This is a genomic window from Mycoavidus sp. SF9855 (assembly GCF_024582735.1).
Taxonomy (GTDB): Bacteria; Pseudomonadota; Gammaproteobacteria; order Burkholderiales; family Burkholderiaceae; genus Mycoavidus.
In genome coordinates this window covers 1,071,193-1,086,422 of the sequence record NZ_CP102085.1, presented here as the reverse complement: position 1 = coordinate 1,086,422, position 15,230 = coordinate 1,071,193, and the positions used below count along the sequence as shown (strand labels likewise).

6 protein-coding genes are annotated in these 15,230 nt (G+C 45.3%); 3 read left to right on the top strand and 3 right to left on the bottom strand.

All coding sequences use genetic code 11. The features are described 5' to 3' along the window. Nucleotides 1-236 precede the first annotated feature (236 nt). Nucleotides 237-491, bottom strand: coding sequence for a DUF6429 family protein (locus NQD60_RS04315; protein ID WP_257101209.1), 255 nt, complete (start codon nt 489-491; stop codon nt 237-239). A 134-nt stretch (nt 492-625) separates the two neighbouring features. Next, complete coding sequence (locus NQD60_RS04310) at nt 626-6,316, bottom strand: pentapeptide repeat-containing protein (protein WP_257101208.1); 5,691 nt, start codon at nt 6,314-6,316, stop codon at nt 626-628. Nucleotides 6,317-6,620: 304 nt separating this feature from the next. Between NQD60_RS04310 and NQD60_RS04305 the strand changes: the two genes are divergently transcribed. From NQD60_RS04305 to NQD60_RS04295, 3 genes are all read left to right on the top strand, one after another. Continuing rightward, nucleotides 6,621-6,785, top strand: a complete 165-nt coding sequence (locus tag NQD60_RS04305) for a hypothetical protein (protein WP_257101207.1) — start codon at nt 6,621-6,623, stop codon at nt 6,783-6,785. 188 nt (nt 6,786-6,973) lie between these two features. Then, nucleotides 6,974-7,474 carry a DUF4385 domain-containing protein gene (locus NQD60_RS04300; protein ID WP_257101206.1) on the top strand — a complete coding sequence of 167 codons (501 nt, stop codon included), beginning with the start codon at nt 6,974-6,976 and terminating at the stop codon, nt 7,472-7,474. 225 nt (nt 7,475-7,699) lie between these two features. Further along, complete coding sequence (locus tag NQD60_RS04295; protein WP_257101205.1) at nt 7,700-10,222, top strand: ATP-binding protein; 2,523 nt, start codon at nt 7,700-7,702, stop codon at nt 10,220-10,222. On the opposite strand, the gene NQD60_RS09135 is transcribed toward NQD60_RS04295, so the two are convergent. Next, on the bottom strand, nt 10,219-14,385 hold the full coding sequence (locus NQD60_RS09135) for a YadA-like family protein (RefSeq protein ID WP_306438082.1): 4,167 nt from the start codon (nt 14,383-14,385) through the stop codon (nt 10,219-10,221). The two genes, NQD60_RS04295 and NQD60_RS09135, sit on opposite strands and share 4 nt — an antisense overlap. Between the last annotated feature and the right edge of the window lie 845 nt (nt 14,386-15,230).

Here is a 15,230-nt window from a genome sequence, read left to right as displayed (position 1 = left end):
CACCGTCCTCGCGAACAATTTTCCTGAATTGTAGAGGGTTAGGTCTAATCTTGGCAAAGAATTTCTGATATTTCTGTGGCACATGTCCCCTTGATTTCGTTGGGGCTTACGTGTGCACTTCAGGCTCCGGCGGCATTCCCACTGAATAGCTTCAGCGTTTCAGTCTGTTTGTTAACGATCCTTTGTTCCTCCACCAAGCGGAGCGATAAGTTTCAAACCATCTTTCGCAAGATACATCAACTGCATTGACCTTCCGACCCGGGATTCCGGCGCACAAAATATTTCGTGAACAGCCGCTCAGCTTCGTGCAACCCTTCTTCCGCTAGCCCCACCGACTTCGCACGGCTGACTGGGTCGTGGATGAAACCTTTGAGGTGCAGCCGTTTCAACGCTGGCCAGTCTAAGCCTTTCCAGGCCCGGTTCTGGTCGCATAAATTCAAGTGAAGCAGCGCCAATACCACTTCGTCGATAGCTTCGTTGTCGATGTCCATCGCATCTCCTTCAAGTGTACTAGTCGTGATCTGATCTGACCGTTACCCGATTTAGCGATAGCATAAAACACTTACATAGCGTTGGCATACCGTTCCCGCGAAATCACACAGGCTAGCCTTCCGCGGTTTTTCTCTCAAAGCGCTTCTGCCACACTTTCATTGTCATTGTCAGAGGCTGTTGACCAAGAGCCCTCATCATCAGAGGCTATTTCGTCAGCACCTTCTTCGGCAGATACTACGCTCTCTTTATTTTTTTCAAGTAAGACCGCTCCGCGCTGCTTTAATAGCTGCTCATTGATCTCACTTAAGCCCTGTACGTTTTCGATTAAAGTACCCTTCGCTGTAAGAACGTCATGCGTCGAACTCCAGCATAGAAAAGCTTTATATTGATCTCCCGCCTTTATCACCTGCCACTGTCGTACTGCCTTATCACCACTACCGGTTACCAAATAGTGGCCGGCGGCGGAAGCCTCTTTCCAGGCGACACTCATCACCGAACCGTTGCACCCTTCAAGCACCATCTGACAGTGGCCGCTTTCAACCTGCCACAGCCGCACTGTTTTGTCTTCGCTGCCAGAGGCGAGTTGCTCACCTTTTGGCGAATACATAACGCTATTCACATCACCTTTATGTCCTTTCAAGGTGTGGCGGCACGTTCCCGTTTCTACATCCCACAGACGCACTGTTTTGTCTTCACTGCCAGAAGCCAGTTGCTCACCTGTTGGCGAATATACGACGCTATTCACATTGCCTTTGTGACCTTTCAGGGTGTAGCGGCACACTCCGGTTGCTACATCCCATAGCCGCACTGTCTTATCTTCACTGCCAGAGGCAAGTTGCTCTCCTGTCGGCGAGTAGACGACGCTCTTAACGTCACTTCTATGACCCTTCAAGGTGTGGCGGCGAGTTCCAGTTTTTGCGTCCCACAACCGCACTGATTTGTCTTCACTGCCAGAGGCGAGCTGCTCGCCGGTCGGCGAATACGCAACGCTAAAAACCGTACCACGATGGCCGATTAACGTGTGGCGGCACGCTCCGGTTGCAATGTCCCACAGCCTCACTCTATCGTCCCAACTGCCAGCAGCAAGCTGATCACCTTGCGGTGAATACGCAACGCTAGTAATCCCAAAGACGCAAGGAACCCCAACGCTATAGCCGCTTAAAGTGTGGCGGCACACTCCAGTTTCTAGATCCCATAGCCGCACTGTATTGTCTTCACTGCCAGAGGCGAGTTGCTCGCCTATCGGCGCATACACCACGCTATTCACCTCACCGCTATGGCCGCTTAAGGTATGGCCAACTTCGATTTCCACATCCCATAACCGCACGGTACCGTCATTACTGCCAGAGGCGATCTGATCTCCTTTTGGTGCATATGCGACGCTCCTAACCCAAGCGCTATGGCCGCTTAAGGTGCGGCGAAAAATGCCGGTTGCCACGTCCCACAGTCGCACTGTCTTGTCATGACTGCCAGAGGCAATTTGATCTCCTTTCGGTGAGTACGCGACGCTAGTCACCGGATAATTATGGCCGCTTAAGATGTACTGACAAGCGCCAGTTTTTACGTCCCACAACCGCACTGTATTGTCATCACTGCCAGAAGCAAGCTGCTCTCCTTGTGGCGAATACACGACGCTGGTCACCTCATCGTCATGGCCACGTAAGGTGTAGCGGCAAGCTCCACTTTCTATGTCCCATAACCGCACTGTATTGTCTTCACTGCCAGAGGCGATCTGCTCTTCTTTCGGCGCATAAGCAACGCTAGTAATCTTACCGCGATGGCCACTTAAGATATGGAGAGCAGCACCCGTTTCTACGTCCCACAACCGTACTGTCTTGTCACCACCAGAGACGACCTGATCACCTTTGGGCGAATATGCGACGCTAGTCACCTCATCGCTATGGCCGCTTAAGGTGTAGCGGCAAGCTCCGGTTGTTACGTCCCACAGCCTGACTTTCTTGTCTTGGCCGCCAGCGGCAATCTGATCGTTTTTCGGCGAATAGGCGACGCTCCAAAGCGCGCCGCGATGGCCGCTTAAGGTGCGGATTTTTGCCCAGTTCGAAGTAGCGTATACGCTGATATTGCCACTACTAAGACCCACGGCGCATGCTGTCCCATCCAGTGAATACGCACAGGAGCCCACCTGGCTATCCTCTTCGAGAAATGGCCATTCGCCAAACTGTACGCCGGCCATCTGAGCACCGCTTAGATTCGCCTCGCGCAGCCATGTATTCTGAAGTTTGACATGTCTTAAATCCGCTCCTTGCAATTGAGCATGATCGAACATACCGCCACTCAGATCCGCCCCTGGCACCTGGATTTTCTGCAAATTTTGCCGATTAAATTGGATCCCCGCTTTGACCAACACAGTGATTGCATTGGCGGCAGCTTTACGGATTAAGCTATGGGTCGCTAGATCCTTGTCGATGGTTTTCGAGCGCTCAATCACAGCCAGCAATTGCTTCTTAAATAACGGCTCCTTCTGGGCGCGCTCGGCCAGAAATCCTATAACCGCCGGTTCACTCACAAAATTCTTACGAGCCAACGGCGAATCTAACAAGCCCTGCTCAACTGCAATAGTCCTTTCATCAAGAGAATATTGACTCTCAAAGCTGAGGCGACGCGCCCTCTTTTTCACTTGAGGACTTGAACCCGTCATCTCCGCGGCAATCAACTCGCTTTGCCCAGGTTCAAATACCGCACGTGCGATAAAATACTCCAACAACGATTTATGGATAAACTGATAGCGATCTTTGTTACGGCTTAAGGGCCAAGCCTCTCGCAGTAACCTCTTTTCATCTTCTGAACCAAAAAAATCCGCTTTCCACGTCTCTTGGTCTTCGAAACGGACATATTTAACAACCGGATTGCCCTTCTGCCTTTCATAAAGTTGAACCGCGAGCTTCTTTACAAAGGCAATGCCATTCTTGGTAAAACCCTCATCAATCAATTCTTCAAAGACTTTCTTTTCTTGGCCCTCAAGCGTTTTTTCCCTTAAAAAACGTTGTTTGGCACGCTCGAACCACTGTTCGACGAACTGGTCATATAACGCCATCCGGGTTAGGCCAGCAGTCGATAAATTGTGCTCTTGGTTCTCCAGACCAGGTAGCACGTCTAATGTAATCTTCAGTAAAAAAGGATTGGTCACCAACTCTTTTAAATTGGGAATACTTTTTAGAACGTCTTGGTAGCGTTCTGCTGTCCAACTCAGTGGATTCGCTTTCGCATAGGCCTCTGTATATCGTTTAATCTCTGTCTCTGAAAACGGCGCTACGACAATTTCTTGCAACTGCGTGGCATCTGCAGGTGCAAAACGAGCTCGATCATCTTCACCAAAATATTCAGAGCGGCAGCCAATAATGACTTGTCCTTGCCACCCGCCCTCTTGGTTAATCTTATTGCTGAGATATAAATTTTTAGACTGTTGGCTTTCATCATAACTATCTAAAATAAAGACGAATTCGTGATGACTCTTTAATTCCCGCATCTGCTTCTGGCTGAAGCCCTTCAGATGGAGATATTTCTCCACTAACTCATGCGTTGGATTGTCAATTTCGGGTAAGGCAATTAATAAGGGAATACGATCTTTTGCTGGATTTTTTGGATCTTTTAGATATGCATTCCATAAATCGGCTTCAAGAGCACAGTTGAACGTTGACTTACCTGCTCCAGAGTCCCCTAATAGCAATAAGATTTTTTTATCGGCGCTGTTGAGAAATTTATTGACTTCATCCGTTAAATCAAATGTCTTAATATCATGAAAATTGGCTTTACCCTGTGGCCTGACGTAAAGTCTTTCATCCTTTTTCCATTCTTTTAAACGTTCTCTTTTCAGTTGGCGCAAATCATCTTCAACCTTGGGCGTATTTTGAGCGCGCTCAAGCAGTGTGGGAGAGGATGTTGCAAGTACCCGCTTATAAAGAGGGTAAGGGCCTGCCGCTGCATCTTTTAGACAAGATTCATAGAACGCTCTTTTTTGGGAGTCGATTTCGTAGGCTAAACGAGCGAGCAGTTTCCCTGCTTCCTCTGCAATCGGCGAGCCAATGGCTAATTCTCTGATAATTTGGATAACTCTCTTTTTAGCAAAGGCTTGCGTACCCCACTGCGCGTCGTTTCCATAAAGATCCTCTAAAAAACGCAAGGCGCCTTGCTGAGTCTCTTTATCTAACTCCGGGTTAGCCGCTAATTGGCCCAGGCGCTCACTTAAGCCCCATTGGAATGCTTTATGTTGACGGCAAGAGGCTTGGCGCACAAATTCTTCGAAGTCACTCAGCTTGCGCTGTTGCAGCAGTACATCAACGCCTTCTAATGCCTTATACCAGGTCTCTTTTTTGTCAAACGTTAAACCTTCTTTTAGGCAACTCACAAAATCTTGTCCGCCTTCAGCTAACGATTTAACCTGCTGATACACATCGCCCACCGTTTCGACGATCCCGCCAGCACCACCCACCCCATCGTATATATTGCCCAAACTTTCGACAATTTGATTCAGATCAAACCCTTTGACGGCGCTGACTAAGCCGGAGACCCCTTTGAGGATGCTACTGCCGCGGCGCACCGCGCCCTGCCAAGGGGTTTCATCATCAGGCACATAGGCTAAAGCTTGGCAAGCGTAAGCCGCTTGATAAACCAGGTAGGGGTTGCTGCTGCCTTGTAAACTTTTTAGGTAACTCAATAACGGCTCGCGCAGTCGTTCACGGTCTACGTCTTTTACATAATCGGCCATCGCATCTAAAATACGAGCTAACGCGTAGGTTAAGTGATACAGATGATCTTCGCTTTGACCGTGGGTTTTTTGCAAGCGCTCGCTGACGACCTCTAAAATTTTGACTAAATCATCCGCATCCAGATACTCAGGAGCAGCGTTATAGATCATCTCAGCTAAGCCGTTGAGTAAATCAGTTTCTAACAACGTACTTTGCTGAATTCCATTGATCAATCTTTTAAGTAACGTGTTAAATAACTCTTTTGTAAGACCCGAGGCAAGTACCACCACTTCAGCGACTGAGAGCGCTTTCAGTTCATCGTCAACAAAAACACGGATGACATCGGTAGCCAAGCTATAGAGCCGTTTTACTTCGGCTCCATCCCTTTCTATGTCATGCAACCAAGCGCGCGCCTCGTCAGCGAGTTCAATTTTTTCAAAAGCCTCATTCTTCTGCGCTTGCAATGATAATAGGGTAAGAGCATCCGCTAACTGCTGAAGGTCCTTGGGACGCGCGCCAACTGCGGGCAGCGCATCTTTCATCACCGGCGTGGTTAGATTTTCTCTGAAAAATTGTAAGGCCGGAGCCTCTAAAATTGGGGGTTCCAGTCCTATATTGGCAATCTCCCTCAAGTGAGAAACCGGCGCGACAAAAGCCGCAGAAACGCTCAATTGAGGGGTCGGGACAGAAGAGGACGGCGACCTAAACCGCCCCCACCCTGAGCTACTGGAGTGGGCGCTATGTCCTGATGGCAAGGATAGCGAAGCTTCCACCCGATGTTTGGCTCCTTCACGCCCCCATTTTTCAGCTTTAAGATAGCTGGCTCGTGCTTTGTCAAATGACTTTAAATCCTCTAATATTTCCCCACGTTCGAAATAGGCATCGGCCATCATGGCGCGCACCGTCTCATCGGCTAAGGTTTGGGGATTTTGCGCTTTTCTCAACGCCTCTTTTACGCTCCCAAGCGACATCAGGGCTTCTTTCACTTGATCGTATAAAGCCAGCGCTACCTCAAAGTGTCCCTGTTTTTTCTCAGTACGAGCTTGGCCTAAATAAAACTCGCCTAGGTTGCGTGTAACGTTTTCGGGTAACGTCGAGTGAAATATTTTGCCAAACATATTTAGCCTCTATTTCTTTGATCATATTTAATTGGATTAACTTGCACGCACACCGCTATCGCGATTTTTCCATCACTCATTGGCTATACAGAGTGTGTAAAAATTAGATTGAAGTTGATTCTTCCCAAAGATATCATCGGATTGAAGGGCGCCTAATAGATACTAGTAGCACTACTGTAGGAAAACAAGAAAAAAGATTTTTATTTTATTGTTGTTGACTATTAGATATTTTTGCTATCAGAAAAAAGGCTATTGCTCTCATACCCATCCATCCTCCCTTAATACTCACTTTGGAGAAAAGCTCATGGCAAACCGACGTTACCTGTATTCAAGCAATGTCGTTCCCGGCCCTGATGTGAAGCAGGAAATGCCTACGCTCACTGGAATTTCTGAGTGGAATTACGATATCCCTAACATTTACAAGCTGCTCTTTCCGGCAATCCAAGGCCATGCAAATCTTCCATTTTAGATATGCCAGACGATAACGCTAACCAATACCATTGTTGAGCGTAGCCCCCATGTAGGATCCTGATCAATGAGTTTGATCTTATGTATGGCTATTTTATGAATTGACTGCATTCATGCAAAATAAGATAATCATGTTAAATTCTAGCCATTTTAAAAATAAAAATTATTTTCAATGTTGGGGTTTCTCTAATGGTCTATAAATCCTCTACCAAACAGCATAAAAGAGAGAACTGGGATAATATTAAGGATACCTACTCATGGAATTCTGAAACAGATTATCGATTGCATCCTGAAAAATATAAAGTTGGCAAAGGCGAACAAGGCGTTCTTTTATGTGAGCCTTACAAATCAGAAATTCTGCCTCATTGGCGTTTCAAAGATGCTTCGATTTCCGAAATAAGCAGCACTAAAATCTTCGATCTTTTTCAAGCATATCTAGCAAAAGCAGATTTCGTAGGGGCCGATATGGCACGCAAATTTCTGCAAATGGGTTATACGCGCGCGCGCCGATATGCAAACCATGCCGGTGGCAGAAAATACGATTCGCAAAACGGAGAAGAGTTACCGCGTTCGCCGGAAGATCCTGTAAAAGCGGAGAGTGCTGCTATTTTTCGTCAAAAATGGCAGGAAGCGGAAAGTAATTTTGTATATAAGAAAATGAAAGCAGATTGGAAAAAAAACTATGGTTAACCACTAAAATTGTCAAGCCTTCTCTTTGGTTATGGGCATTCTTAACTGGGGTAGTGATGCAGAATACCTCATGATTACCAATAGCTGAGAAGAAGCTCTAGAGGTTATAAATAATTGCCCGCTATACTACCTAGCCCGCAAGCATGATCTCCCCCTGGCCCTACTGCTTTATGGCACGGATTCATGGCTTTGCATGAGGCATACTACAGCGTCGGCAAATTTCTCATGAACACAGGTTATTTAAGTTGTGGGCATTGTTACTGGGTGTGGTCGGTGCTATTCGTTTGGGTTTACACGATCTCGATTCACGCGCATGGCGCCGAGAATAAAATCTGCTTTTCCTCTGAGGAGCGAACTTGGCTTAATCAGCATCCAGTGGTGCGGATTGCGGTCGCGCCGGGTTGGGGACCGATTGAATTTATCGAGCACGGCCAGCATCAAGGCTTAACCGCTGGATATCTACAGGCTATTACACAAATCAGTGGTTTGCAATTTCAGTTGGTACCCACCGGCTCCTTGCAGGCATCGCTCAAAGAATTGCGAGCGGGTCATGTAGATCTATTGCCAATCGCGTATGGTTTTCCTGAAGTGGATGAAGCATTGGGCTATGTGCTTTGTACCCGCCCTTATTTCAGCGGCTCAAGCGTTTTCATTACTAAGGGGGAGGTGCCGGTGACCGCCGATTTGCAACAACTCGCCGGCCATGTGGTGGCAATCAGTAACAGTACATTTTATACGCATTGGCTAGGTCGATATCATCCCGACATTAAAATCTTAAAGGTTACCTCTTCAGAAGCTGCTCTGGCTGCTGTTGCCACAGGTAAAGCTTATGCAGCGTTGGGGTTTAGCATGAATTTTCATCATTTAATAAATACCAAGTACCGTGGCGTACTTTTTTATTCAAGTAAAGTCCCTAATTTACCGATTATTGGCCGCATGGGGGTGCGAGGTGATCTTGCTTTATTGCGAGATATTTTAGATAAATCGCTCGCGATGCTCTCAGCGGCACAAAAAGATGAGATTGAACAGCGCTGGATTTATCTCTCGCCTCAGCCTTCCGGGGCGCAATCCGCGTCTCAAACAGTGGCGCACCATACTTCATTTTATCGCTCATATCATGAAGCCCTGGTGCTAGCGATAAGCTCAATCATTTTTATTTGTCTAGTTTTGCACGTGTGGCAGACCCATAAAAAAGCTTCCGAAACAGTAAAAGAAAAATCTCTGTTGCTTGCTGTTTTCAGTCATGAATTACGCACGCCGATTAGTGCGATTATCAGTGCAGTTGAAATGCTTAAACGATTTTCTGGTGACGCAAGGCGGCAATCGCGCTTGATTGCCGTGACGGAATCAACGGCCCAATCATTGCTGCTATTACTTAATGATACGTTAAACAATGAGGGTGAGCTGCCGCTTAAAAAAACTCCGGTACAACTAGCAACATTGGCTAAAGAAGCGATCGATGTCGTTGCTGCACCTGCTGCAAATAAGCGTTTGCCCATTTTTATAGATATGAGCAAAAACCTGCCCGAGCGGGTTTACGTAGATGCTTTGCGGCTTAAGCAAATTTGCGTTAATTTACTGGCCAATGCGGTTAAATTTACAGATACGGGCTCAGTTACTTTGAAGCTTGCAATAGATAAATCCAATTTCATTGAAAATACAGCTGAACTCATCATAGAGGTGCGCGATACAGGGATTGGAATTTGCCCACAGCAGCAAACCCGTCTATTTCGCCCTTTCTCGCAAGCCAATCATTCAATCACCCGTCGCTATGGCGGTTCTGGCTTAGGGCTGATGATTTCAAATAAGCTCGTTAAACGTATGGGCGGCAGCATTACGATTGAGAGCGTACGAGGGCAAGGCACAACAGCCAGGGTGTGGGTGCCTATACAGGTGCTGCAATGGAATTCAAATCACCCGCAACAACAGGCAAAACAACAGGTTGATCAACGTCCGTCACTGAGCGTAGTCGCGCAAGCCTCTGCGCCTACTTCCACTGCACCCACGGTGCTTTTGATTGAAGATCATATTGCTATCCAATCTATCGTACTCGAGCAAATTAGCGCGCTTGGCTATCGTGCCGTACTGGCCGCTAATGGCACGCAAGGATTGAAAATGTGGCAAGAGCATTCATTTCCACTTGTGCTGATGGATTGTTCATTGCCTGATCTTGATGGTTATACAGTTGCGCGTGAGATTAGACGTATGGAACAACAGCGGGGTCCAAATTACCCTCGTACTGCCCTCCTCGCTCTTTCCGCGGCTACTGATAATACGCATCAAACACAATGTTTTGCAAGTGGGATGGACGGCGTATTGAGTAAACCATTAGACAGTGCTGCGCTGCAACGCATGTTGGCGGTTTGGGCGCCATTGCATGGCCCTGAGAGTAGCGTCGACAGCACTTCGGATAAGCCCACAGTTCTCTCTGAAATAAATCCTTTAAACGAAACAGCTCGGACTTCAATCGAAGATCCGAGCCGCTTGATCATACGTTTTCAACAGAGTATAGCGCAAGACATGAGCCAACTTGATGCTGCTTTGCAGCGGTGCGACATAGCAAGCGTTGCCCACTATGCGCACCAGATTAAAGGGTCAGCCCTGATGTGCAAGTTTTCAGCTATTGCTCATACCGCTGATCAGCTAGAAAGGGTAGCCCGCTCTCGTAGCGCTGATCGCGAGCAGCTGGACCAAGCGCTACGGGATTTACGCAAGGCTTGCAGCGGGCAGGAGCGCCCGCTAGTTTAAAACTCATAACCAACCTGTACACGCATCCCTGTGTCTGAGCCTGCTTTTGAAGCAGCCGCATTAATAATCATTTGCCCACCGCGTGAACGGTAAGTCACGCCAACGCCGGTTGCTTTGCGTCCCTTAAAACTTGCGGTGCCTATGCTTACCATGGTGCCACCAGGACGGGCTGGCCCCATACTGGGCATAGCCATGGCGGCGGCTACACCTGAATAGGCGTGGTTTGCTACGTTGTTGATGCTTTGGCGCATGTCATTCATGCCTTGCACAACTTCAGAAAAGCGCTGGTCTGTGTATTGCATTGATTTATTCATTGAATACATAGTGCTCTGGAAAAGCTGAGCCCCGTTGACTGCATCAGTGCTGTCTTCTGATATTTTGCCAGGAGCTACGTTAGAGACTTTGACCGGAGTTTTTGAATCGGTGCCGCCTAGGGTAACGCTATTACGTTGGTCATCATCGTAGAGTACTGCATTGTTATGGCTTCCTGAGGGAAAGGCAGAGGCAGACATATTTTTTGTAAGCCTCTCAAATGCAAGGATATTTTGCGTAGACTCTGCAACCACATCTTTGTTAGCAAGGACAGTTTGTTTCGCTTCTGCAACCGTATCAGTGTCAGCAAGGACAGTTTGTTTCGCTTCTGCAACCGTATCGGTGTCAGCAAGGACAGCTTGCTTAGCTTCTGCGACCGTATCGGTGTCAGCAAGGACAGCTTGCTTAGCTTCTGCAACCGCGCCTTTGTCTGCAAGGACAATTTGTTTAGCTTCTGCGACCGTATCGGTGTCAGCAAGGACAGCTTGCTTAGCTTCTGCAACCGTGCCTTTGTCAGCAAGGACAATTTGTTTAGCTTCTGCAACCGTATCAGTGTCAGCAAGGACCGTTTGTTTAGCTTCTGCAATCGTATCAGTGTCAGCAAGGACAGCTTGTTTCGCTTCTGCGACCGTATCGGTGTCAGCAAGGACAGCTTGCTTAGCTTCTGCAACCGTGCCTTTGTCAGCAAGGACAATTTGTTTAGCTTCTGCAACCGTATCAGTGTCAGCAAGGACAATTTGTTTAGCTTCTGCAACCGTGCCTTTGTCAGCAAGGACAATTTGTTTAGCTTCTGCAACCGTGCCTTTGTCAGCAAGGACAGCTTGCTTAGCTTCTGCAACCGCGCCTTTGTCAGCAAAGACAGCTTGTTTAGCTTCTGCAACCGTGCCTTTGTCAGCAAGGACAGTTTGTTTAGCTTCTGCAACCGTATCGGTGTCAGCAAGGATAGCTTGTTTAGCTTCTGCGACCGTATCGGTGTCAGCAAGGACAGCTTGTTTAGCTTCTGCAACCGTGCCTTTGTCAGCAAGGACAGTTTGTTTCGCTTCTGCAACCGTATCGGTGTCAGCAAGGATAGCTTGTTTCGCTTCTGCGACCGTATCGGTGTCAGCAAGGACAGCTTGCTTAGCTTCTGCAACCGCGCCTTTGTCTGCAAGGACAATTTGTTTAGCTTCTGCAATCGTATCAGTGTCAGCAAGGACCGTTTGTTTAGCTTCTGCAATCGTGTCTGTGTCAGCAAGGACCGTTTGTTTAGCTTCTGCAATCGTGTCTGTGTCAGCAAGGACCGTTTGTCTAGCTTCTGCAACCGTGTCTGTGTCAGCAAGGACAGTTTGTTTAGCTTCTGCAATTGTATCTTTGTCAGTAAGGACCGTTTGTTGAGTGGATATATTCTCTAGAGCTTCTGCCTCTGTTTCTTTTCTGGCCTGTTCAATTTTCCTGTTTTCAGCATTGCTTTGAGCACTTATTTCAGCAGAAACGGTAGATCTAAACACAGAATTTGCTAAATCTGAATCAATAGAAAGTTCCTTTAAAGGTCTAGACCTTTTTGGAGGGGGAGATAAATCATCCTCAGATTGTGGGTCATCTTTCGTAGAACTGTCTGTATGAATCTCGCTGTTTCCCGGCAATGCTCCCATTACGGATGAAAAAGTAGGATAGGAGCTGAAAGCCTGTTTGTTATCAGCCGTAAAAAACCTACTATTGCGCCTATTGTTTGGACTTTCATTATCTGAAGCTTGACTTTCTGAATCTGATAGCTCCCGGCTAAGAGGTAGCAATGGGCTATTACCTGTTAATATATCAAATTCGTTTAAAACTGCTTGCTTAATTTGTGCTTCACTAGGAATTTCTCTAAGATTCATTGTATCTATAGAATCTTGTAGTTCCATAGATACATTATTAAGCCTATCAATATCAATCTCAGCTTGATCCAAACGACTTTCTACTGTCCCTACGGTTAAAAACAACTCATCTAATTTTTCTAGTTTTAAATCATTTTTAGATTTAGACTTCACGATAGAAATATCTGCTTTCTTTTCAATATTTTCAAGTTTTCCAGATAGATCAAAAATTTTATCAAATAAATTATTTTCAGTCCGCTCTCTTCTTTCGGATAATCTCTTAGATATAGCAGTAGCTTCATCAAAATGTGTTTGGCTGACTTTCCCTTCCAATTTCCCCTGAAATTCTTCTTGTTTTTCTTTTATTTTATCCGTGTCTTTTCGTATCGATTCTGTTAAAACAATATAATCTTGCAGATCTTTTCTATATTTATCAGTGTCTGTTTCAATTATTTTCGATAACTCTTTCGTTAGGTTTTCTCGGGTGTCATGGTAATCATTTGATAATTTATATAAATGATTATCCAAACTTGTGATAAAACGTTGCTTTTCCATAATTGATTGATTTAATTTATTAAATTCACAATCTAATTGTTGACGGTTAACAGCATCGTTACCTTCTATGCCGTCTGCGATTCCAGCCAATCTTAATGGATTATTATATTCTGAAATAAAGCTAACCAATTCTTTATCATGGCTAAATTTAACAAGTAACTTTTGCCTTTGTAATGAATCAAATTTTTTATCTAGCAGGTCTAGTTGCCCCTTATTTACTGCTGAATACTCTGAGTTCCCCGGCGCAACTCCATTTAATATTGATGGCATCCTTTTTTTGGAATCCGATGGATCATTAGTTGAAAAGTCAATTATATTTTCATTAGATTTTTTTATGTAAAATGGTTCAATAAGATTTGCAATGCCTACATTTACAGCCCCCCTAAAAATGTCTTCCAATTGGCCCATCACGACTACATCATTTTCGGCAGTGCCAGCTTCTACACCACGAATTTGACGTCCACCCATTAAAACAGATGCTGGAATTCTTTGAGTTCCCAGTGCTTCTGGAATTTCCGGCACCATATAAATTGGGGGGGAGCTCAGAGCATTTCCCATATTTTCCATAATACGAGAGCCTTCTTCTGGGGTAATATGCATAATAAGATCGTTGATTTGCCCTTGATTAACTGCATCGTTATCACTTTTAGCCGGTGCTACGTCGGAAATTCTCACGAGCTTATTTCCATCCGTTTTTTTTGAGAGCGTGATTTTGTCAAATTCAGGGTCATCAGAATTTTCATCATACAAAACTGCCATACTTTTTACTTGCCCTACCGTTGCAGCATCACTATTCCGTCTACCATGCTCCACATTGACAATTTTTCGTTTAGACACTGAGTTTCCAACTGATACGACATTTTCTACATTGGCTTCGCTATAGTCACCAATCGCAACTGAGTTATTTGCGTTTTTATGTACTTTAGCCTGAAATCCGATCGCGGTTCCTATATCTGTATCTACCTGAGAATGTAAACCATAATGCACTTGCTTACCTTCAGCCTCTAACTCTTCTATTTCTTCTTTATATGTTTGTGTAGTACTTTTCAGTTGCTGGAGCAAATTATTACTTTCGTCAAGTAAAGCATCACTTGTTGTGATTAAGCTATTATCTTGCATTAGACTATGGTTGATTCCTGAGGTAGAGGATGCCATATAAATGCTATCCGCTTCTTCTAGCGGAGAAGAAATAGAAGACATCGAAGATATGCTATCTCTCATTCGCCTTGCATCTTTCGCCCATAAAATTTCTGTATCAGATATTATTTTACCTAATAATTCTTTACTATTTGAATTTCGTTTTAGATCCACTCTTTCTTTACGTGAAATTCCTGCATCAGTGGCACTTGCAAATGAACTAGGCCTTTCTGAACTCGTAGCAGAATTCAGTGAGTCCGCAGCCGATTCGGAGTTCTCCGCTGCATAAACTAACTTACTATTAATAAATCCTAAAATGATCACTATAATAAAAGTTATGGATTTATGTAGGCACCAGGAGAAAAAATTATTTTCTTCTGCCTGTCTTTGATTTCCCAGAGGGCTATGATATGATTTACAACGATAGTGCATTAAATACCTCAAATTAAAACAAAAAAAACAAAAATACACTTTAAGTTTAGATGGGTAAAACTTAGCTATATATAATAATAGTCTTAAAAATGTAAAGCAGAAAGAATTTATTGATATTTAAATATATAATTTTTATTTTTTCAAAATAAAAATTAGGTTTTTATGTCTAAATATTTTAATTGGAATTAGATAAATAACCGTCGCGCTAGCAGTGAACCAGCGGGTATGCTTGCTTCTTCAAGCTTAGTGTAGAGAGCCTTAATTGCTACTCAATTGCGGCCCGTGCAGCCGGTGGCAAAGCGTTCCGATGGTCATCCGTTAAAGTGGGCGCCAATGCGTTGCGAGAGCGACGCTGCATAGTTATACATCGACCTAAACGGCAAGTTTTCTTCGCCAACAGGGTACATCCAGTAAAAAAATAATGCTTTTGCCCCCCTGTATATGTTAGGTCATCTCGCAAGAAATTGATGTTGTTAAATTACAACAAAAAGACGGAGCTTTGCTTAGCATCCGGTTTGATGAAGCGAGTACCATCGCGCGTGAGATTAGACGCATGGAACAACAGTAGGGTCAAAATTACCCTCGTACTGCTCTCCTCCCTCTTTCCGCGGCTACTGATAATACGCATCAAACACAATGTTTTGCAAGCGGGATGGACGGCGTATTGAGTAAACCATTAGACAGTGCTGTGCTGCATGTTGACGGTTTGGGCGCCATTGCAGCCCTGAGAGTAGCGT

Bases quoted from the DNA above. Each gene is read 5' to 3' on its own strand.
- NQD60_RS04315 (WP_257101209.1), bottom strand. From the start codon at position 491: ATGGACATCGACAACGAAGCTATCGACGAAGTGGTATTGGCGCTGCTT.
- NQD60_RS04310 (WP_257101208.1), bottom strand. From the start codon at position 6,316: ATGTTTGGCAAAATATTTCACTCGACGTTACCCGAAAACGTTACACGC.
- NQD60_RS04305 (WP_257101207.1), top strand. From the start codon at position 6,621: ATGGCAAACCGACGTTACCTGTATTCAAGCAATGTCGTTCCCGGCCCT.
- NQD60_RS04300 (WP_257101206.1), top strand. From the start codon at position 6,974: ATGGTCTATAAATCCTCTACCAAACAGCATAAAAGAGAGAACTGGGAT.
- NQD60_RS04295 (WP_257101205.1), top strand. From the start codon at position 7,700: ATGAACACAGGTTATTTAAGTTGTGGGCATTGTTACTGGGTGTGGTCG.